At 64.4% G+C, this 19,406-nt stretch carries 19 protein-coding genes; 13 read left to right on the forward strand and 6 right to left on the reverse strand.

All coding sequences use genetic code 11. From position 1 onward, the window contains the following. Positions 1-153: 153 nt before the first annotated feature. A complete protein-coding gene (gene exaC / locus ACTYOL_RS03030) occupies positions 154-1,674 on the reverse strand; it encodes an acetaldehyde dehydrogenase ExaC (protein WP_054892793.1) in 1,521 nt (506 codons plus the stop codon). A gap of 265 nt (positions 1,675-1,939) precedes the next feature. On the opposite strand from exaC, the gene ACTYOL_RS03035 reads away from it, so the two are divergent. The 4 genes from ACTYOL_RS03035 to ACTYOL_RS03050 all read left to right on the forward strand — a co-directional run bounded on the left by ACTYOL_RS03035 (position 1,940) and on the right by ACTYOL_RS03050 (position 6,230). Further along, positions 1,940-3,904 (forward strand): sigma-54-dependent Fis family transcriptional regulator, encoded by a 1,965-nt coding sequence (locus tag ACTYOL_RS03035; RefSeq protein WP_444757520.1) that lies wholly within the window; start codon positions 1,940-1,942, stop codon positions 3,902-3,904. A 66-nt stretch (positions 3,905-3,970) separates the two neighbouring features. Beyond that, complete coding sequence (mpl, locus tag ACTYOL_RS03040) at positions 3,971-5,320, forward strand: UDP-N-acetylmuramate:L-alanyl-gamma-D-glutamyl-meso-diaminopimelate ligase (protein WP_444757521.1); 1,350 nt, start codon at positions 3,971-3,973, stop codon at positions 5,318-5,320. Beyond that, a complete protein-coding gene (ubiX, locus tag ACTYOL_RS03045; protein WP_153774446.1) occupies positions 5,317-5,946 on the forward strand; it encodes a flavin prenyltransferase UbiX in 630 nt (209 codons plus the stop codon). The genes mpl and ubiX overlap by 4 nt, the downstream gene beginning before the upstream one ends. Beyond that, positions 5,943-6,230 carry a YceK/YidQ family lipoprotein gene (locus ACTYOL_RS03050; RefSeq protein WP_153774447.1) on the forward strand — a complete coding sequence of 96 codons (288 nt, stop codon included), beginning with the start codon at positions 5,943-5,945 and terminating at the stop codon, positions 6,228-6,230. Before ubiX ends, ACTYOL_RS03050 begins: the two co-directional genes overlap by 4 nt. A 107-nt stretch (positions 6,231-6,337) precedes the next feature. Here the strand turns inward: ACTYOL_RS03050 and ACTYOL_RS03055 are convergent, their stop codons facing one another. The 3 genes from ACTYOL_RS03055 to ACTYOL_RS03065 all read right to left on the reverse strand — a co-directional run bounded on the left by ACTYOL_RS03055 (position 6,338) and on the right by ACTYOL_RS03065 (position 9,293). Then, on the reverse strand, positions 6,338-6,982 hold the full coding sequence (locus tag ACTYOL_RS03055; RefSeq protein WP_054892798.1) for an oxidoreductase: 645 nt from the start codon (positions 6,980-6,982) through the stop codon (positions 6,338-6,340). A 27-nt stretch (positions 6,983-7,009) separates the two neighbouring features. Then, the gene (locus ACTYOL_RS03060; protein WP_444757522.1) at positions 7,010-8,743 is read right to left on the reverse strand and encodes a C13 family peptidase; all 1,734 of its coding nucleotides are present in this window, start codon (positions 8,741-8,743) and stop codon (positions 7,010-7,012) included. Between the two features lie 94 nt (positions 8,744-8,837). Next, positions 8,838-9,293, reverse strand: coding sequence for a MaoC family dehydratase (locus ACTYOL_RS03065; RefSeq protein WP_054892800.1), 456 nt, complete (start codon positions 9,291-9,293; stop codon positions 8,838-8,840). 148 nt (positions 9,294-9,441) lie between these two features. Between ACTYOL_RS03065 and ACTYOL_RS03070 the strand changes: the two genes are divergently transcribed. Genes ACTYOL_RS03070 through ACTYOL_RS03080 form a run of 3 tightly spaced genes read left to right on the forward strand, consistent with a single transcriptional unit; the run spans position 9,442 to position 11,117 of the window. After that, entirely contained in the window at positions 9,442-9,804 is a 363-nt protein-coding gene (locus ACTYOL_RS03070; protein WP_197892045.1) for a CidA/LrgA family protein, read from the forward strand. Next, positions 9,801-10,517, forward strand: a complete 717-nt coding sequence (locus ACTYOL_RS03075; RefSeq protein ID WP_063542592.1) for an LrgB family protein — start codon at positions 9,801-9,803, stop codon at positions 10,515-10,517. The genes ACTYOL_RS03070 and ACTYOL_RS03075 overlap by 4 nt, the downstream gene beginning before the upstream one ends. 9 nt (positions 10,518-10,526) lie before the next feature. Beyond that, complete coding sequence (locus ACTYOL_RS03080) at positions 10,527-11,117, forward strand: LON peptidase substrate-binding domain-containing protein (RefSeq protein WP_444757523.1); 591 nt, start codon at positions 10,527-10,529, stop codon at positions 11,115-11,117. 35 nt (positions 11,118-11,152) lie between these two features. On the opposite strand, the gene ACTYOL_RS03085 is transcribed toward ACTYOL_RS03080, so the two are convergent. Continuing rightward, positions 11,153-12,469, reverse strand: a complete 1,317-nt coding sequence (locus ACTYOL_RS03085) for a bifunctional DedA family/phosphatase PAP2 family protein (protein ID WP_054892804.1) — start codon at positions 12,467-12,469, stop codon at positions 11,153-11,155. A gap of 4 nt (positions 12,470-12,473) precedes the next feature. Beyond that, positions 12,474-13,160, reverse strand: a complete 687-nt coding sequence (locus ACTYOL_RS03090; RefSeq protein WP_444757524.1) for a DNA-3-methyladenine glycosylase — start codon at positions 13,158-13,160, stop codon at positions 12,474-12,476. Positions 13,161-13,469: 309 nt separating this feature from the next. Between ACTYOL_RS03090 and ACTYOL_RS03095 the strand changes: the two genes are divergently transcribed. Genes ACTYOL_RS03095 through rodA form a run of 6 tightly spaced genes read left to right on the forward strand, consistent with a single transcriptional unit; the run spans position 13,470 to position 19,396 of the window. Continuing rightward, positions 13,470-14,735, forward strand: a complete 1,266-nt coding sequence (locus ACTYOL_RS03095) for a glutamate-5-semialdehyde dehydrogenase (protein ID WP_054892806.1) — start codon at positions 13,470-13,472, stop codon at positions 14,733-14,735. 1 nt (position 14,736) lies between these two features. Next, complete coding sequence (nadD, locus tag ACTYOL_RS03100; RefSeq protein WP_054892807.1) at positions 14,737-15,396, forward strand: nicotinate-nucleotide adenylyltransferase; 660 nt, start codon at positions 14,737-14,739, stop codon at positions 15,394-15,396. A gap of 45 nt (positions 15,397-15,441) precedes the next feature. Then, complete coding sequence (gene rsfS / locus ACTYOL_RS03105; RefSeq protein WP_054892808.1) at positions 15,442-15,864, forward strand: ribosome silencing factor; 423 nt, start codon at positions 15,442-15,444, stop codon at positions 15,862-15,864. 9 nt (positions 15,865-15,873) lie between these two features. Continuing rightward, entirely contained in the window at positions 15,874-16,341 is a 468-nt protein-coding gene (gene rlmH, locus ACTYOL_RS03110) for a 23S rRNA (pseudouridine(1915)-N(3))-methyltransferase RlmH (protein WP_054892809.1), read from the forward strand. Positions 16,342-16,358: 17 nt separating this feature from the next. Beyond that, positions 16,359-18,254, forward strand: a complete 1,896-nt coding sequence (mrdA, locus tag ACTYOL_RS03115; RefSeq protein ID WP_065861513.1) for a penicillin-binding protein 2 — start codon at positions 16,359-16,361, stop codon at positions 18,252-18,254. Positions 18,255-18,292: 38 nt separating this feature from the next. Continuing rightward, positions 18,293-19,396 (forward strand): rod shape-determining protein RodA, encoded by a 1,104-nt coding sequence (rodA, locus tag ACTYOL_RS03120; RefSeq protein WP_054892858.1) that lies wholly within the window; start codon positions 18,293-18,295, stop codon positions 19,394-19,396. The last annotated feature ends 10 nt before the right edge of the window (positions 19,397-19,406 follow it).

The raw sequence follows: 19,406 nt of genomic DNA on the forward strand, positions 1-19,406 counted from the left end.
CGGACCTTGGTGATTGTGTTGCAGGAAGCGAGCCAGAGCGGTTGGGGTGCGCCAACCGGCCTGAAATCTGGTGTATGCAGGTCGGGCCTCTTCGCGGGCAAGTCGCAGCGGCGGTTCGCCGCTGCGACTTGCCCGCGAAGGGCGCACCTCGGTTTAGAAGAAGCCCAGCGGATTGATGTCGTAGCTCACCAGCAGGTTCTTGGTCTGCTGGTAGTGGTCGAGCATCATCTTGTGGGTTTCACGGCCGACGCCGGACTTCTTGTAGCCACCGAACGCGGCATGCGCCGGGTACAGGTGGTAGCAGTTGGTCCACACGCGGCCGGCCTTGATGCCCCGGCCCATGCGGTAGGCGCGGTTGATATCGCGGGTCCAGACGCCGGCACCCAGGCCGAACTCGGTGTCGTTGGCGATCGCCAGGGCTTCGGCTTCATCCTTGAAGGTGGTGACGCTGACCACCGGGCCGAAGATTTCCTCCTGGAACACACGCATCTTGTTGTTGCCCTTGAGCAGGGTCGGCTGGATGTAATAGCCGGTGGCCAGCGAGCCATCGAGTTGCTCTACCTTGCCGCCTGTCAGCAGCTCGGCGCCCTCTTCCTGGGCAATCTTGAGGTAGGACTGGATCTTCTCGAACTGCTGCTGCGAGGCCTGCGCGCCGACCATGGTATCGGTGTCCAGTGGGTCGCCGCGCTTGATCTGCAGCACCTTCTTCATCACCACTTCCATGAACTGCGGATAGATCGACTCCTGCACCAGGGCGCGGGACGGGCAGGTGCACACCTCGCCCTGGTTGAAGAAGGCCAGCACCATGCCTTCGGCGGCCTTCTCGATGAAGGTCGGCTCGGCTTGCATGATGTCTTCGAAGTAGACGTTCGGCGACTTGCCGCCCAGCTCCACGGTGGACGGGATGATGTTCTCGGCGGCGCATTTCATGATGTGCGAGCCCACCGGGGTGGAGCCGGTGAAGGCGATCTTGGCGATGCGCTTGCTGGTGGCCAGCGCTTCACCGGCTTCGCGGCCGTAGCCCTGGACCACGTTGAGCACGCCCTTGGGCAGCAGGTCGCCGATCAGTTCGAGCAGTACGGTGATGCCCAGCGGGGTCTGCTCGGCGGGCTTGAGCACCACGCAGTTGCCGGCGGCCAGGGCCGGGGCGAGCTTCCAGGCGGCCATCAGCAGCGGGAAGTTCCACGGGATGATCTGGCCGACCACGCCCAGCGGTTCGTGGATGTGGTAGGCGACAGTGTTTTCGTTGATCTCGGCGGCGCCGCCTTCCTGGGCGCGAATGCAGCCGGCGAAATAGCGGAAATGATCGACCGCCAGCGGGATGTCGGCGTTGAGGGTCTCGCGGATCGGTTTGCCGTTGTCCCAGGTTTCGGTGATGGCCAGTACTTCGAGGTTCTGCTCGATGCGGTCGGCGATCTTCAGCAGAACGTTGGAGCGGTCCTGCACGCTGGTGCGGCCCCAGGCGTCGGCGGCGGCGTGGGCGGCATCCAGGGCTTTGTCGATGTCTTCGGCAGTGGAGCGGGGGAATTCTGCGATCAGCTTGCCATTCACCGGCGAGGTGTTCTCGAAGTATTGCCCTTTGACCGGAGCTACGAACTCGCCGCCGATGTAGTTGCCGTAGCGGCTCTTGAACGAGACTTTGGCGCCCTCGGTACCGGGATGTGCGTAACGCATGGTGTGTCTCCTGGCTATTGTGTTTGTTGGGGAGTTGGAAAGCGTAGAGCAAAGGTCGGGCCAGTGCTTTGCAGCCCTTTGCGATCAATGACTTGGATCAGTTGTCGAGCGACTTCGAGCGGGTGTTGTGCCGAGTGCGGTACAGGCAGGGTGACACTTTGTGCCATTGGCGAGACGCTGCTGACTCGACGGTCGGGCCGTCATTGCAAAGCGTTCCCGGGAGGAGGATGCTGGCGGGACGCTTCATCTGCGGAGAACAACAAAAATGCAGAGCAACGCTTTCAGTCGCCATGCCCAGCAGGTACTCACGGTCGCTCGCGGGCAGCCCCACGGCCCGGCCAGCGACCCGTCCATCGCGCGCTCCTGGCTGCGCTGCCTCGAGGACTATCACCTCGACCCTGCGCTGGCCCAGGCTCCGGTGGTGCTCGAGCACGGGCGCCTGCTGGAGAGTCGCGAACGCCTGCAGCAGGTGCTGCAGATCGCCGATGGCGAGATGAACAGCCTGCATCAGCAGTTGTCCGGCTCGGGCCACGCGGTGCTGCTTACCGATGCCCGCGGCGTGATCCTCAACTGCGTCACCGCGCCCAGCGAGCGACGGATCTTCGAGCGTGCGGGGCTGTGGCTGGGTGCAGACTGGAGCGAGGCGCGCGAGGGCACCAATGGCATCGGCACCTGCCTGGTCGAGCGCCAGGCCCTGACCATTCACCAGGACGAACACTTTCGTGGCCGCCATACCGGGCTGACCTGCTCGGCCAGCCCGGTGTTCGATCCGCACGGCGAGCTGCTGGCCGTGCTCGATGTATCCTCGGCGCGCCCGGATGTCTCGCGCCAGAGCCAGTTCCATACCATGGCGCTGGTCAACCTCTCGGCGAAGATGATCGAGAGTTGCTATTTCCTGCGCCACTTCGAGCATCACTGGTTGTTGCGCTTTCATCTGCAGGCCGAGTCGGTCGGGCTGTTCAGCGAGGGGCTGCTGGCCTTTGACGGCGATGGCCGGGTCTGTGCGGTCAACCAGAGCGCGCTGAACCTGTTGGGCAGCATTCGTGGCGGGGTGCTGGGCAAGCCGGTCGGGCGCTTCTTCGCCTGCAGTCACGACGAGCTGTTCAGCCGCGCCACGACGCAAGGCAGCGCGGCCTGGCCGCTGCGGACCCATGACGGGCGTCAGGTCTTTGCCAGCGTGCGCGGGCAGGCGCACAAGCCGGTGTGGTCGGTGCCAGCGTCCTTGCCGCTGGCCACCCCGCGTGCCGAGCCTGGCATCTGCCTGCTCGACCCGGCCCTGCAACGGGATTTTCATCGTGCGTTGCGGGTTTACCAGCGCGACGTACCATTATTGCTGCGTGGCGAAACCGGTTGCGGCAAGGAGGCGTTTGCCCAGGCCGTGCACCAGGCCAGCGAACGTAGCGCCAAGCCGTTCGTGGCGATCAACTGCGCATCGATTCCGGAAAGCCTGATCGAAAGTGAACTGTTCGGCTATCGCGGCGGCAGTTTCACCGGGGCGCGCAAGGAAGGGATGCGCGGCAAGCTGCTGCAAGCGCACGGTGGCACCTTGATGCTGGACGAGATCGGCGACATGCCGCTGGCCCTGCAGACCCGCCTGCTGCGTGTGCTGGAGGAGCGTCAGGTGGTGCCGATCGGGGGTGAGCCGCAGGCGGTGGACCTGCGCATCGTCAGCGCCACTCACCGGGATCTGCTGGAGCGGGTGGCGCAGGGGGCGTTCCGTGAGGATCTGTATTACCGGCTCAATGGGCTGGAAGTTGCGCTGCCAGCGGTGCGTGAGCGCAGCGACAAGGCTCAGTTGCTGGATTTCCTGCTGAGTCAGGAGGCCGAAGGGCAAGCCATCGAAATCGCGCCCGAGGCGCGTGAGGCGTTGTTGGAATTTGCCTGGCCGGGGAACGTGCGGCAGATGCGCAACGTACTGCGGACCTTGGTGGCGTTGTGCGATGGTCAGCGCATCGAGCTGTCGGACCTTCCCCAGACCGTTGTGGGAATGGGATTGCCCCGCGCTGGCTTAAGCGGGGGCAGCGATGTTGACTGTGCTGACGCCATCGCGGGGCAAGCCCGCTCCCACAGTAATGATCTTGCACCGCTGGAAAGTGCCGAGCGCGATGCACTGTTGAGGGTGCTGGAGGCAAACCGCTGGCACATGACCCGTGTCGCCGAACACTTGGGCATCAGCCGCAATACCTTGTATCGAAAACTGCGCAAACACGGTATCGCCAGGGCCAGTTGAGCGAAACAGCGGGTGCGATTTCCCTCGCCCTGGGCTACCCTGCCTCGATGTTTTGCGAGGTCGATCATGCACATTCACATTCTCGGTATTTGCGGCACTTTCATGGGTTCGCTGGCGGTGCTCGCCAAGGAGCTCGGCCATCGCGTCACCGGTTCCGACGCCAACGTCTATCCGCCGATGAGCACTCAGCTCGAGGCTCAGGGCATCGAGCTCACCCAAGGCTACGATCCGGCCCAGCTGGAGCCGGCTCCTGACCTGGTGGTGATCGGCAATGCCATGTCGCGTGGCAACCCTGCCGTGGAATACGTGCTGAACAAGGGCCTGCCCTACGTCTCCGGCCCGCAGTGGCTGGCCGACCACGTGTTGCAGGGCCGCTGGGTGCTGGCCGTGGCCGGCACCCATGGCAAGACCACCACCAGCAGCATGCTGGCCTGGGTGCTGGAGCATGCGGGCATGAGCCCGGGCTTCCTGATCGGCGGCGTGCCGCAGAACTTCTCGGTCTCGGCGCGCCTGGGCGGCACGCCGTTCTTCGTGGTCGAGGCCGACGAATACGACAGCGCCTTCTTCGATAAGCGTTCGAAGTTCGTGCATTACCATCCGCGCACCGCGATCCTCAACAACCTTGAGTTCGATCATGCGGATATCTTCCCGGATCTGGCGTCCATCGAGCGGCAGTTCCACCATTTGGTCCGTACCATTCCGAGCGAGGGGCTGGTCATCCACCCGACCACCGAGCAGGCGCTTGAGCGGGTCATCGGCATGGGCTGCTGGACTCCGGTGCAGACCACCGGCGAGGGCGGTCAGTGGCAGGCACGCCTGCTCAGCCCGGACGGTTCGCGCTTCGAAGTGCTGTTCGAGGGTGAAGCACAAGGCGTGGTGGACTGGGCCCTGACCGGTCAGCACAACGTCGCCAATGCCCTGGCCACGCTCGCGGCGGCGCGCCATGTGGGTGTGGTGCCGGCCATGGGCATCGACGGCCTGAGTGCGTTCAAGAGCGTCAAGCGGCGCATGGAGAAGGTCGCCGAGGTGCAGGGTGTGACCATCTACGACGATTTCGCCCACCACCCGACCGCCATCGCCACCACCCTCGACGGCCTGCGCAAGCGTGTGGGCGAGGCACCGGTGATTGCGGTGATCGAGCCGCGTTCCAACTCCATGAAATTGGGCGCTCACCGTGATGGCCTGCCGGAAAGTGTCAACGACGCCGACCAAGTGATCTGGTACGCGCCGCCCAACCTGGGCTGGGACCTGGCCGCCACGGCAGCGCAGTGCTCGGTGCCGAGCGTGGTGGCCGACAGCCTCGAGGCGATCATTGAGCGGATCAAGGGCCAGGCACGTCCGGGTACCCATGTGGTGATCATGAGCAATGGCGGCTTCGGCGGTCTGCACGGCAAGCTGGCCGAGGCCCTGAAGTGAGCGGCCCGGAGCGCATCACCCTGGCGATGACCGGCGCCTCGGGGGCGCAATACGGCCTGCGCCTGCTCGATTGCCTGGTGCGTGAGGACCGTGAGGTGCACTTCCTCATCTCCAAGGCTGCGCAACTGGTGATGTCCACCGAAACCGACGTGCTGTTGCCGCCCAAGCCACAGGCGATGCAGGCCTTCCTGACCGAATACACTGGCGCTGCCGATGGGCAGATCCGCGTGTATGGCAAGGAAGACTGGATGTCGCCGGTGGCCTCGGGCTCCGGCGCACCTGCGGCGATGGTGGTGGTGCCCTGTTCGACCGGCACGCTGTCGGCAATCGCCACCGGTGCCTGCAACAATTTGATCGAACGGGCAGCGGACGTGACGCTCAAGGAGCGCCGCCAGCTGATCCTGGTGCCGCGTGAAGCGCCGTTCTCCACCATCCACCTGGAGAACATGCTCAAGCTCTCGCAGTTGGGCGCGGTGATCCTGCCGGCGGCGCCGGGTTTCTATCACCAGCCGCAGACCATCGATGACCTGGTGGACTTCGTTGTCGCGCGAGTGCTCAACCTGCTGAACATCCCCCAGGACATGTTGCCGCGCTGGGGCGAGCATCATTACGGGGTCGATGATTGAAGCGCGCGCTGGCAGGCTTGCTGCTGCTGGGCTGCCTGAGTGGTTGCGCGACGGTGCGAACGCTGGATGCCAACCAGCCGGGGGCGCCGGTGGTGTATGCCGGCACTCGGCTGGACCTGTATGTGATGAATGGCGGGTGCTGCCCTGAGGATCGCTTCGGGGCCAAGGCACCGGGCTATCCTGCGCTGGATCTGCCCGGGAGCATGTTGCTCGATACACTGCTGCTGCCGTTGTCGGTGCTGACGGCGCTGGGGGTTGGGTTCAACGCCAGCGGCGGCCTGTAACGGCCCTGTCGCGGGTAAACCCGCTCCCACAGGGATCGCACCGTCTTTGAACCCTGTGCGGGCCTGTGGGAGCGGGTTTACCCGCGAAGAAGCCTTGGAAGGTATTGCTATTTCTTGCCCAGCTTGCGCAACTCGTCAGACTCGACCACGCGGATCCCGTCCTCTTCCTCCAGTGCCAGCCGCCACAGCGCCCGGGCCAGGGTGCAGGCCTCGATACCTTTGTACTTGCCGGGAATCAGCCGGGCGAATGGCCCGGCCAGTCGCTCGGCCAGCCGGGGTTCGAGCCGTTCGCCCAGCAGCAGCGACGGCCGTACGATGGTCAACTGCGGCCAGTCCTGAGCCTTGAGCGCCTCTTCCATCTCGCCCTTGACCCGGTTGTAGAAGATCGATGATTTAGGGTCTGCACCGACTGCACTGATCACCAGCAGATGGCGTGCGCCCAGCTCGCGTGCGCGCTTGCTGAAGGCCACGACCATGTCCAGGTCGACTGCACGGAAGGCGGTTTCGGAGCCGGCCTGTTTGAGTGTGGTGCCCAGGCAGCAGAAGGCGATATCGACGCGCCCGGCCAGTTGCGGGAGAAACACCGCCGGGTCACCCACCGGGTTTTCCAGGTGCGGATGCTCGGCCAGCGGCCTGCGGGTAGGCGCCAGCACACGGCTGATGGTGGGTTCGTTGAGCAGGCGGTCGAGCAGGTGTTCACCTGTAAGACCCGTGGCTCCGGCAAGCAGGACATGCTGAGGCGTCAAGTACATGATGTCTCTCCCTTGTTACAGCTCAGCTTAGCGGGTTCCAGGCTTTTTTGCCTGCTCCGGCGCGGCTGGCTGGGCCTTGTTCTTCAAGGCCTCCTCGGCTTGTTGCCGACGCAGTCGCTGCCAGTGCGCGAGCACCTGTGGCGGTGCCCAGATCTGCGGCTCGGAGGCCTCGAAACCTTCCCTTCGTTCCCGTTCGGCAACGCTTTTGCGCGCCAGTTCAAACGCTTGTTTCAGGTCGTCGGTCTGGTTCAGTGCCTGGGCGAACAGGGCATCGCCGAAATAGGTGAAGTCGGCTTCTTCGGAGCAGCCGAACGAGACTCGGTCAGGGCGCGCTGCCGTCATGATCAGCGTGCGATCATCCTTGAGCGGGGCGATGTAGCCACCTGAATAGCAGGCGGAGATGACAATCACCTTGTCGCGATCTTTCAGGGGGGAGAGTGCGTTGGCCAGTTCGTCGGCGGACAGGTCGGCCAGTTGCAGGCGCGGCTGGTCGAGTACCAGTTGGTGGTCATGGCTGCCGTGGCTGGTCAGGTAGACGAACACGATATCTTCCGGGCCACTGCGTTCGGCCAGTGTACGGGCTGCACGGGTGAGGTTCTCGCGGGTGGCCATCGGGCGGTCGGCCAGGTGGTCGCGGTGATTGACCAGGGTGACCTGACCGCGGGCGCCGAAACGCACCCTGAGCATGTTGCTGACATAGTCGGCTTCGCGCAGGAATACGCTCTGCTGGCCATCGCCGGCCAGCACCAGGCTGTACAGCTGGATGGGTGGGGCCGAGCGTGGCACCTTTGCCAGCGCCTCGTCGAGCAGCTTGCCCTGGTTGAGCAGGGCAAGGTCCAGCGGGTCGGGCAGCAGCGTGCCCTTGTCGTCGCGCACGCGCACGCCATTGATCCACTGGCCGGCCTCGACGCGGCCATCGGCCTGGATCAGCCGACCGCTGCCCTGGTAGGCGTCGTTGGCGAAACTACCAATGTACTGGCTGCCGTCGGCCAGGTGCAGATGGCCCTTGCCTGAGAAGCGCCAGTCCTGGAAGCCGCCCTTGTAGCGGCTGCCGTCGCTACCCAGCAACTCGCCCTGGCCGCTGAGCGCGCCATCCTTGAAGTCGCCGATCCACACGTCGCCGTCGGCGTTCTCGTAGCGGCCACGGCCTTCGAGGTGGTTTTCCTTGAATTCGCCGATGTACTGCTCGCCTTCGACGCTGTCGTAGGTGCCGGCACCTTCGAGTTGGCCATCGATGAAATGGCCGCTGAACTGGTTGCCGCTGGCATCGCTGCGCACTCCGGCGCCATTGGGCTTGCCCTTGGCGAACAGGCCTTGGTAGCGGCTGCCGTCAGCCAGTTCGAGCTGGCCGGCGCCGTCGTACTGGTCATCCTTGAACTGGCCGCGGTAGGTCTGGTCGTGCTGCTTGAGGGTGCCTTCGCCGTCGCGCCGGCCATGCTTGAAGGTGCCGGCATAGTGGCTGCCAGGGGTGGTCAGGTCGCCCAGGCCTTCGAACAGCCCGGCGGCGAATTGGCCGCGATAGACCTCGCCATTGCTGCCGTGCCACTCACCCTGGCCATGCCACTGACCGTCCTTGAACGTGCCCGCATACCAGCTGCCGTTGGGATAGTCGATGCGGCCTTCGCCCTGCAGCAGACCATTGACCACCTCACCCCGGTAGCGCCCGCCGTCGGGCAGGCGCGCGTCCGGCGGCGACAGCGGTTCGCCTTCGCCGCAGGCAGCGAGCAGCAGGATCAGGGTCAGGGGCAGCAGCGGGCGCATGGCGTAATCCGAGCACAAAGGTGCGCCGAGTATGCCGCAGAATCAGGGCGTGAGACAGCCGTGGCCGGGGCCGCCGAACGGCCCCGGCGCTGCCTCAGACGAAGCAGAGCGACAGTGGCTCGGCGATGTAGGCCGGTTTTTCCTGGCCTTCGATCTCGAGGGTGACGGTGGCCTTGAGCAGCCACTGGCCGGGCTTCTTCTCGGTCGCGTCGGTGAGGTCCACCTTCAGGCGCACGCGGCTGTCGACTTTCACCGGCTGGATGAAGCGCACGCTGTCCAGCCCGTAGTTGACCACCATCTTCAAGCCCTCGGGCAGCACGAGGATGTCTTCCATCAGCTTGGGAATCAGCGACAGGCTGAGGAAGCCGTGGGCGATGGTGGAGCCGAAGGGGGTCTTGGCGGCTTTCTCCGGATCGACATGAATGAACTGGAAATCGCCGGTGGCCTCGGCGAACAGGTTGATGCGCTGCTGATCGATCTTCAGCCATTCGGAACGTCCCAGTTCCTTTCCAACGTACTGCGAAAGCTCTGCAACAGGTACATAGGGCATCGCGACTCTCCAGGTTGTCTTTTGGTACGAAGGTGCAAGATCACCACGGTGCACCGTTGCGGTCAAGTTCTTCCCTTTTCGGCGAATATCGCCTTTTACAGGCAGGACGCGTGCTTATAATGGCGCCCGATGCCCCAAGGAGATGCTTATGCTGTTGCGTGGATTGACCTGGCTGGTGGTGTTCCAGTTGCTGGGCACGGCGATCAATCACCTGGTACTGCCCATGTTGCCGGGCCCGATCATCGGCCTGCTGTTGCTGCTGGCCTGCCTGATGATCCGCGGCGAAGTTGGCAAACCGCTCAACGAGGCCGCCAGCAGCCTGCTGCGTTACCTGCCGTTGCTGCTGGTGCCGCCAGCCGTCGGCGTGATGGTCTATGCCCGCGACATCGCCGCCGACTTCTGGGCCATTGCCGGTGCGCTGGTGATCTCCTGCCTGGTCACCCTGGTGTTCGTCGGCGTACTGATGCAGAAGCTGATCCATCGCCACGGCAAGCACGAGGAACAGTCATGAGCCTCGACTGGCAGGGTGCATTGCAAGCCGTCATTCACCACCCATTGTTCGGGATTGGTATCACGCTTGGGGTTTACCAACTGGTGCTCGCCGGCTACGAGCGCACCCGTTGGATCTTCCTGCAACCGGTGTTGGTGTCGATGCTGGTTCTGATCGGTGTGCTGCTGGCGTGTGGCATCGACTACAGCGAATACAAGCGCAGCACCGAAATCCTCAATATTCTCCTCGGGCCGGCCACCGTGGCCCTGGCGGTCCCGCTCTATCTCAACCTGAGGCGTATCCGCCAACTGTTCTGGCCGATCTTTACTACGCTGGTAATCGGGGGAGTGTTCGCCACCCTGGCCTGCGTGACGCTGGGCTGGTGGTTCGGCGCCGAACACATGATCCTGATGACCATGGCGCCCAAGTCGGTGACCTCGCCCATCGCCATGCTGGTGGCCGAGCAGATCGGTGGCGTAGCGGCACTGGCGGCGGTATTCGTGCTGATCACCGGGGTGATCGGCGCCATCTTCGGCCCGGCGCTGCTGACGCGCTGTGGTGTGCTCAGCCCCGAGGCGCGGGGTATGGCCCTGGGCGTCACCGCGCACGCGGTGGGCACCTCGGCGGCCTTGCAGGAAAGTGATGAATGCGGCGCTTTCGCCGCGCTGGCGATGAGCCTGATGGGCGTGGCCACGGCGGTGTTCCTGCCGCTGGCAGTCAGTCTGGTGGCTTGAGGAGTCGAGATGACGTTACCGCTGTTACCCCTCAATACCGTGCTGTTTCCCGGCTGCTTGCTCGACTTGCAGATCTTCGAGGCGCGTTACCTGGACATGATCGGCCGCTGCATGAAGCAGGGCGAAGGTTTCGGGGTGGTGTGCATTCTCGAGGGCGATCAGGTGGGGAAGGCTCCGGCAGGCATCGCTGAGTTCGGCTGCGAGGCGCTGATCCGCGACTTCGTGCAGCAGGACAACGGCCTGCTGGGCATCCGTGTCGAAGGTGTGCGGCGTTTCAGGGTGGAACAGACCGATGTGCTCAAGGACCAGTTGATGGTCGGCGAGGTGCAGTGGCTGGTCGATCAGGCGGACAGCCCGCTGGGCGAGCAGGACGATGACCTGCTGGCGCTGCTGGTGGCCCTGGGCGAGCACCCGATGGTCGAGGCGCTGGACATGCCGCGCGAGGTGGACGGGCGCCAGTCGCTGGCCAACCAACTGGCGTACCTGCTGCCGTTCATGGAAGAGGACAAGATCGACCTGCTGGCGATCGACTCGCCAGTTCAGCGGCTGGAGGCGATCCAGACGCTGCTGGAACGGATCCAGGGCGAGTTGTTTGCCTGAGGTCGCGGGGGCAACTCCAACTCCCGCGCATCGCTTCAATACTGATAACGCAGCAACGCCTTGGGCAGCGAATGCATGGCGAAGAACGCCAGCAGCGCGATACACGCCGGCAAGATCAGCCACCACACTTTTTGCGGCAGTGCTCTCAGTGGCTCGCGATACTGCACCAGCGTCAGGCTGGCTGCACACACGCAGCACGCCAGCAGGGCGCCGGCCAGGATGTCGGTCGGCCAGTGTGCGCCCAGGTACACCCGTGACAGGGCGATCGACAGCGCTGGCAGCACTCCCAATAGCACCCAGGTCAGGCGCATGCGCGGCGGCTGGCCACGACCGGCCAACACCGCCAGTACCAGGAAGAACGCAAAGGATGCCGAGCTGTGCCCGCTGGGCATGCTGTAGCTGGTCAGCGGATCGACCAGCACTTCCGGGCGTGCCCGAGCGAACAGCCATTTCAGCGAGCCGTTGCACAGCGCGGTACCGATCAATGCGCCGCCGGCGAACAGCGCATGGCGCCATTGCCGTGCCAGTAGCAGGAGGCCGGTCAGCAGGCCACCGAGGAAGAACTGGGTCTTGAAGTCGCCCAGGCGGGTGACGATGACCACGGCACCGTCGATGGCCTTGCTGCGATGCTCCTGCACCAGGGTCATCACGCCCTGGTCGAATTCGTGCAGGTAGGGCCAGCCGAGGAATACGCCCGCCAGGGCCACCAGGCTCAAGCCTGCGATCAGGCGGGTGCCGTGGCGCTGGTCGCGAATGCTGGCGTTGAAACTCAGGCCTACCAGCACGGCCAGACCACCGGCGATGATCCCTGCGTCCAGCCAGAACCCTTCAGGCAGGGGCAGACGCATCGCTGCGCCCGTGGCCCAGCCGGGCAGCAGGTAGGCCACCGACCAGCCGGCACCGGCCACCAGGCTCACGGCGATGAAGCGCGGCAATGGCATGTCGAACATGCCGGCGACCATCGGCAGCATCGGCCGCAGCGGGCCGATGAAGCGGCCCACCAGCAGGCTGGCGATACCGTAGCGCTGGAAGTAGGTTTCGGCGCTGCCGATCCATTCGGGGTGGTGGCGCAGCAGCGGCAGGCGTCGGATGTTCTGATGGAAATACTTGCCGATGGCGTACGACATGGCGTCACCGAGCATGCCGCCGAGAAAACCCAGCAGCAGCGTCTCGCCCAGGCTGAAGGTGCCGCTGCCGGCCAGCACCGCCACAGCGAACAGCAGCACCGTACCGGGCACGATGATGCCAGCGATGGCCAGGCACTCGATGCAGGCGATCAGGAAAATGGCCAGGCCAAGCCACTGCGGGTTGGCGCTGAGCCAGCTGGTCAGGCTGTCGAGCCATTGGCTCATGGTGTCAGTTTCCTTGTTCCAGAATGAAGAAATCCCGTCCTTCGACCTGGCCCCGACGCAGCGGGTTCCGGGTGCAGAAACGGGCGAATTCGGCGTCCACGAAGCGGTACGGCAGGTGCTCGTCGCGGCCCTGAGGGATGCCCAGGCGGGTGGTCTGGATCACGCGCGGCACGCTGACTGCGCAATCTTCGACATAGAGCCGCTGCGGGTCGAAACGGCGGGCGTCCCAGTCCGGCACCTTCAGGCCCAGGGCGCGGCACAGCAGGGTCTGGCCGGCGCACAGGCGCTCTGCCGGGCGCAGGTTACCGCTGGCATCCGGGTTGTTCAGCTGCATCTGCGCCAGGCTGTTGTCATCGGAGAGGGCGTCGACCCAGGGATAGGCCGACTTGATCAGCACGGCGTTGCCCGGCCCGTGGGCGCTGAAGTTCAATGAGTCGCCGCCGCGGGCGTAATACATGTAGATGTGCCCGCCGTCGAGGAACAGCGCCTTGCGCTTTTCCGTATAGCCGAGCGAGGCGTGGCTGCCTTTGTCGGTAAGGTAGTAGGCCTCGGTCTCGATGATGCGAGCGGCCAGCCACAGGTCGCCGTGGCGGTGGCGGATGACCTTGCCCAGTAGCGCGCGGGCGAGGGTCTGGGCGTCGCGGTCGAAGAAGCTGTCGGGCAGGGCAAGGGCCGGGCAGGGGGCGGGCATATTCGCGGTTCGTGGTGGTGAGGGCAGGGATGATAGCAATGAACGGCTTAATCGAGGCTGAACCATGTTGTAACCGGGTGGATCTTCCCCGGGGGGGCGCCCGCTTCTGCCCAGGCCACGCCACTCCTGGCAGGAGCGGGCTTGCCCGCGAAAGAGTCGACGCCATAAACGGCCAGTTCCGATACTGGTAGTTACATCTTTCCTACATATTTCCGCTGCCATCTTCTACCATCCGCCACCCGCCGCTGGGCGTACCCGAGCGCGGCAGTTATAATCAGCCGATTTCCCCTTCGCCAAGACACCGAACCCATGACCGAGTCCGTTCTTGACTACATGACCCGCCTGGGTCGCGCCGCCCGTGAGGCCTCGCGGGTGATCGGCCGCGCCAGCACTGCGCAGAAGAATCGCGCCCTGCAGGCCGCCGCCGACGCGCTCGACGCAGGCCGCGCCGAGCTGACCGCAGCCAACGAACAGGACCTCGCCGCAGGCCGTGCCAATGGCCTTGAGCCAGCGCTGCTGGACCGTCTGGCGCTCACACCGGCGCGTATCGACGGTATGATCACCGGCCTGCGCCAGGTCGCTGCGCTGCCGGATCCGGTCGGTGCGATCCGCGACATGAGCTACCGTCCGTCGGGCATTCAGGTCGGCAAGATGCGCGTCCCGCTCGGTGTGATCGGCATCATCTACGAGTCGCGTCCGAACGTCACCATCGACGCCGCCAGCCTGTGCCTGAAGTCCGGTAACGCCACCATCCTGCGTGGCGGCTCGGAAGCCATCCACTCCAATCGCGCCATCGCTGCCTGCATCCAGCGCGGCCTGGCCGAGGCCGACCTGCCGCCAGCCGTGGTGCAGGTGGTCGAAACCACCGACCGCGAAGCCGTCGGTGCACTGATCAGCATGCCCGAATTCGTCGATGTCATCGTTCCGCGTGGTGGTCGTGGCCTGATCGAACGCATCAGCCGCGATGCTCGCGTGCCGGTGATCAAGCACTTGGACGGCATCTGTCACATTTATGTCGATGCGCATGCCGACCTTGAGAAGGCCGCGCGCATCGCCTTCAACGCCAAGACCTACCGCTACGGCATCTGTGGCGCCATGGAGACGCTGCTGGTCGACGCCAGCGTGGCCCAGGCGTTCTTGCCAGACATGGCCCGCCGCTTCGAAGAGAAGGGCGTCGAGCTGCGTGGCTGCGAGCGTACCCAGGCGATCATCGCCGCCAAGCCGGCCACCGAGGACGACTGGCACACCGAGTACCTGGATGCGATCTTGTCGATCCGCATCGTCGATGGCCTGGATCCGGCCATCGAGCACATCAATCACTATGGCTCGCACCACACCGACTCGATCGCCACCGAGCACCAGGGTAATGCCCGGCGCTTCATGGCCGAGGTCGATTCGGCGTCGGTCATGCTCAACACCCCGACCTGCTTTGCCGATGGCTTCGAGTATGGTCTGGGCGCGGAGATCGGCATTTCCACCGACAAGCTGCACGCCCGCGGTCCGGTCGGCCTGGAAGGGCTGACCTGCGAAAAATACGTGGTGATCGGCGACGGTCAGTTGCGCGGGTCCTGCTGAGTTGAGCAAGACCCCGGCAGTCCGGCGTATCGGCATTCTCGGCGGCACCTTCGACCCGGTGCACATCGGCCACCTGCGCAGCGCGCTGGAAGTGGCCGAGTTCATGGGGTTGGACGAGTTGCGCCTGCTGCCCAACGCCCGGCCGCCGCACCGCGACACACCGCAGGTGGCCGCCACCGACCGGCTGGCCATGGTGCGCAGTGCGGTACAAGGGGTCGAGGGCTTGAGCGTGGATGCCCGGGAGCTGGCGCGCGACAAACCGTCGTACACCATCGACACCCTGGAGTCGATCCGCAGCGAACTGAACGCGCACGACCAGCTCTACCTGGTGCTGGGCTGGGATGCCTTCTGTGGTCTCCCGGGCTGGCACCGCTGGGAAGAGCTGCTGCAACACTGTCACATCCTGGTGCTGCAACGCCCGGATGCCGATGTCGAACCCCCCGACGAGCTGCGCAACCTTCTGGCTGCGCGCTCGCAGAGCGATCCCACCGCCATGTCCGGCCCGGCGGGGAACATTTCGTTCGTCTGGCAGACGCCGCTTGCGGTGTCCGCCACACAGATCCGGCAGCTGCTGGCCAGCGGCAAGTCGGTTCGGTTCCTGGTGCCGGACGCAGTACTGGCCTACATCGAGGCGCACGGTCTGTACCGTGTGTCCAACTGAGGGCGCTGCAGGGCGCCTCATTACAACGAGTTGAACGAGTTTTATATGACCAAGCAGAAAATCAATGGCGAAGAACTGGTCGAACTGACCAAGGCCGCGCTGGAAGACGTCAAGGCCCAGGATATCCAGGTCATCGACGTGCGCGACAAGCACAGCCTCACCGACTACATGATCATTGCCACCGGTACCTCCAACCGCCAGATCAACGCGATGCTGGAAAAGGTCCGTGAGGCCGTCAAGGCCAAGGGCGCGCAGCCGCTGGGCGAGGAAGGCAAGGGCGACAGCGACTGGGTGCTGCTGGACCTGAACGACGTCATCGTGCACATGATGACCGCCGCCGCCCGTCAGTTCTACGACCTGGAGCGCCTGTGGCTGGGCGCCGAGCAGAGCCGTGCTGCTGATGCCAAGCACCACAGCCCGGAAAACGCCAGCGACTACTTCACCGACAAACTCAAGGATCGGGAATAAGGAAGCGTCGTGCGTCTGCGTCTGATCGCGGTCGGCTCGCGCATGCCGAAGTGGGTCGAGGAAGGCTGGCACGAATACGCCAAGCGCCTCCCCGCCGAGCTGTCGTTGGAGCTGGTTGAAATTCCGCTGAATACCCGTGGCAAGAACGCCGACGTTGCCCGCCTGATCCGTCAGGAGGGCGAGGCGATGCTGGCCAAGGTCCAGCCCGGTGAACGGATCGTCACGCTCGAAGTCCATGGCAAGCCGTGGAGCACCGAGCAGCTGGCGACCGAGCTGGATCGCTGGCGCCTGGATGCGCGTACGGTCAACCTGATGGTGGGCGGCCCGGAAGGGCTGGCGCCGGAAGTCTGCGCCCGCGCCGAACAGCGCTGGTCGCTGTCGCCGCTGACCCTGCCGCACCCGTTGGTGCGGATACTCATCGGTGAACAGATCTATCGCGCCTGGACCGTGTTGTCCGGGCACCCTTACCACAAATGACTTCGTAAGCCTGTCCGATGCCGCAGCAGATCCGCCTCAAGGACCACGAGAAAGACGCACGCCTGGTGCGCAACCGCGTCGTGGTCGGCGCGGTGGCGATCATGCTGCTCGTGTCCGTGCTGATCGCGCGCCTGTATTACCTGCAGATCATCCAGTACGACTACCACTCGACGCTGTCGGAGAACAATCGGGTGCATGTGCAGCCGATTCCGCCGACCCGTGGGCTGATCTTCGACCGCAACGGGGTGATCGTTGCCGATAACCGGCCAAGCTTCAGCCTGACCATGACCCGCGAACGGGCAGGCAAGTGGCAGGAGGTGCTGGATACCATCATCGAGGTGCTCGAACTGAGCGAAGATGATCGTGCCCTGTTCGAGCGCCGCATGAAGCAGGGGCGTCGGCCGTTCGAGCCGGTGCCGATCCTGTTCGAACTGAGCGAGGAGCAGATCGCCCGCGTCGCGGTGAACCAGTTCCGTCTCCCCGGCGTTGAGGTGGCGGCGCAACTGGTGCGGCATTACCCACAAGGGGCGCATTTCGCCCATTCGGTGGGCTATGTCGGGCGGATCAACGAGAAGGAGCTCAAGTCCCTCGATCCGGTGAACTACAGCGGCACCCATCATATCGGCAAGACCGGTATCGAGCGCTTCTACGAGGACGACCTGCACGGCCAGGTTGGCTATGAGGAAGTCGAGACCAACGCTCGCGGCCGTGTATTGCGGGTGCTCAAGCGCACCGACCCGATTCCTGGCAAGGATATTGTCCTGAGCCTGGACATCAAGCTGCAGGAGGCCGCCGAAGAGGCGTTGGCCGGGCGCCGTGGTGCGATCGTCGCCCTCGATCCGCGCACCGGCGAGGTCTTGGCGATGGTCAGCCAGCCGAGCTTCGACCCCAACCTGTTCGTCACCGGCATCAGCTTCAAGGCCTATGCCGAGCTGCGCGATTCGATCGACCGCCCGCTATTCAACCGCGTGCTGCGCGGCCTGTACCCGCCGGGCTCGACCATCAAGCCGGCAGTGGCCATCGCCGGCCTGGACAGCGGCGTGGTCAATGCCAGCAGCCGGGTGTTCGATCCGGGCTATTACCAACTGCCCAACTATGACCACAAGTACCGCAACTGGAACCGTACCGGCGATGGCTGGGTGGATCTGGATGTGGCGATCATGCGCTCGAACGACACCTACTTCTACGATCTTGCACACAAGATGGGGATTGATCGGTTGTCGGCCTACATGAACAAGTTCGGTATCGGCCAAAAAGTCTCGCTGGACATGTTCGAGGAGTCGCCCGGGTTGATGCCATCACGTGAGTGGAAGCGCGCCACCCGCCGCCAGGCCTGGTTCCCCGGCGAAACGCTGATCCTGGGCATTGGCCAGGGCTACATGCAGGCAACGCCCCTGCAACTGGCCCAGGCCACCGCGCTGATCGCCAACAAGGGCAAGTGGAACCGTCCGCACCTGGCCAAGACCATCGAGGGCAAGCAGCCGGTGGATGAGAATCCGATGGAAGACATCGTGCTGCGCGACAAGAACGACTGGGCCCGGGTCACCCATGGCATGGAGCAGGTGATGCACGGCGCGCGCGGTACAGCGCGCAAGGCCGCGCTCGGGTCGCAATACCGCATCGCCGGCAAGAGCGGTACCGCGCAGGTGGTGGCGATCAAGCAGGGCGAGAAGTACGACCGCAACAAACTCCAGGAGCGTCACCGCGACCACGCGCTGTTCGTCGCCTTCGCACCCGCCGAAGATCCGAAGATCGTGGTCTCGGTAATGGTCGAGAACGGCGAGTCCGGCTCCGGCGTCGCCGCCCCCGTGGTGCGCCAGGTCATGGACGCCTGGTTGCTCGACGAAAACGGCCGGCTCAAGCCCGAATTTGGCCCTGCCACTGTCACTGTCGCCCAGGAAACGGCCCCGTGAAGAACAATTTCGATCGCATGCTCTCCAGCGAGGACGTGATGCGCAGGCGCGCCAGCTTCCTGCAGCGCATCCATGTCGACGGTCCACTGCTGCTCATTCTGCTGACGCTCGCCGCCGGCAGCCTGTTCGTCCTCTATTCGGCCAGCGGCAAGAACTGGGACCTGCTGATGAAGCAGGCCAGTTCCTTCGGCATCGGCCTGGTTTCCATGTTCATCATCGCCCAGCTAGAGCCGCGCTTCATGGCGCGCTGGGTGCCGTTGGCCTACGTGGCGGGGGTGCTGTTGCTGGTGGTGGTGGACGTGATGGGCCACAACGCCATGGGCGCCACGCGCTGGATCAACATTCCCGGGGTGATTCGCTTCCAGCCCTCGGAGTTCATGAAGATCATCATGCCGGCGACCATCGCCTGGTACCTGTCCAAGCGCACCCTGCCGCCCCATCTGAAACACGTGGCAATCAGCCTGGTGTTGATCGGTGTGCCGTTCATCCTTATCGTCCGACAACCCGACCTTGGCACGGCGCTGTTGATCCTTGCCTCCGGCGCGTTCGTGCTGTTCATGGGCGGCTTGCGCTGGCGCTGGATCATCAGCGTGGTGACGGCGGCCGTACCGGTGGCTGTGGCGATGTGGTTCTTCGTGATGCATGACTATCAGAAGCAGCGGGTCCTGACCTTCCTCGACCCCGAGAGCGATCCGCTGGGCACTGGCTGGAACATCATCCAGTCCAAGGCCGCGATCGGTTCGGGCGGCGTGTTCGGCAAGGGCTGGCTGCTGGGCACCCAGTCGCACCTGGACTTTCTGCCCGAAAGCCACACCGACTTCATCATTGCCGTACTGGGTGAGGAATTCGGCCTGGTAGGCATCTGTCTGCTGCTGATCATCTACCTGTTGCTGATCGGTCGCGGCCTGGTCATCACCGCGCAGGCTCAGACCCTGTTCGGCAAGTTGCTGGCCGGCAGCCTGACGATGACCTTCTTTGTTTATGTGTTCGTCAACATCGGTATGGTGAGTGGCCTGCTGCCCGTGGTGGGTGTGCCGTTGCCCTTTATCAGCTATGGCGGAACTTCGTTGGTGACGCTGCTGTCAGCGTTTGGCGTTTTGATGTCGATCCACACGCACCGCAAATGGATCGCACAGGTTTGAAAAAGGTGAA

Origin of the sequence: Pseudomonas sp. A014, from assembly GCF_052378495.1 — a bacterium.
GTDB lineage: Bacteria > Pseudomonadota > Gammaproteobacteria > Pseudomonadales > Pseudomonadaceae > Aquipseudomonas > Aquipseudomonas machongensis.

Excerpts from the sequence above, each read along its gene's own strand:
- ACTYOL_RS03090 (WP_444757524.1), bottom strand. The coding sequence starts at position 13,160 with ATGCCCGCCCCCTGCCCGGCCCTTGCCCTGCCCGACAGCTTCTTCGAC.
- mpl (WP_444757521.1), top strand. The coding sequence starts at position 3,971 with ATGCACATTCACATTCTCGGTATTTGCGGCACTTTCATGGGTTCGCTG.
- ACTYOL_RS03060 (WP_444757522.1), bottom strand. The coding sequence starts at position 8,743 with ATGCGCCCGCTGCTGCCCCTGACCCTGATCCTGCTGCTCGCTGCCTGC.
- ACTYOL_RS03095 (WP_054892806.1), top strand. The coding sequence starts at position 13,470 with ATGACCGAGTCCGTTCTTGACTACATGACCCGCCTGGGTCGCGCCGCC.
- ACTYOL_RS03035 (WP_444757520.1), top strand. The coding sequence starts at position 1,940 with ATGCAGAGCAACGCTTTCAGTCGCCATGCCCAGCAGGTACTCACGGTC.
- ACTYOL_RS03055 (WP_054892798.1), bottom strand. The coding sequence starts at position 6,982 with ATGTACTTGACGCCTCAGCATGTCCTGCTTGCCGGAGCCACGGGTCTT.
- ACTYOL_RS03085 (WP_054892804.1), bottom strand. The coding sequence starts at position 12,469 with ATGAGCCAATGGCTCGACAGCCTGACCAGCTGGCTCAGCGCCAACCCG.
- ACTYOL_RS03075 (WP_063542592.1), top strand. The coding sequence starts at position 9,801 with ATGAGCCTCGACTGGCAGGGTGCATTGCAAGCCGTCATTCACCACCCA.
- mrdA (WP_065861513.1), top strand. The coding sequence starts at position 16,359 with ATGCCGCAGCAGATCCGCCTCAAGGACCACGAGAAAGACGCACGCCTG.
- exaC (WP_054892793.1), bottom strand. The coding sequence starts at position 1,674 with ATGCGTTACGCACATCCCGGTACCGAGGGCGCCAAAGTCTCGTTCAAG.
- ACTYOL_RS03065 (WP_054892800.1), bottom strand. The coding sequence starts at position 9,293 with ATGCCCTATGTACCTGTTGCAGAGCTTTCGCAGTACGTTGGAAAGGAA.
- ACTYOL_RS03070 (WP_197892045.1), top strand. The coding sequence starts at position 9,442 with ATGCTGTTGCGTGGATTGACCTGGCTGGTGGTGTTCCAGTTGCTGGGC.
- rsfS (WP_054892808.1), top strand. The coding sequence starts at position 15,442 with ATGACCAAGCAGAAAATCAATGGCGAAGAACTGGTCGAACTGACCAAG.
- rodA (WP_054892858.1), top strand. The coding sequence starts at position 18,293 with ATGCGCAGGCGCGCCAGCTTCCTGCAGCGCATCCATGTCGACGGTCCA.
- ACTYOL_RS03080 (WP_444757523.1), top strand. The coding sequence starts at position 10,527 with ATGACGTTACCGCTGTTACCCCTCAATACCGTGCTGTTTCCCGGCTGC.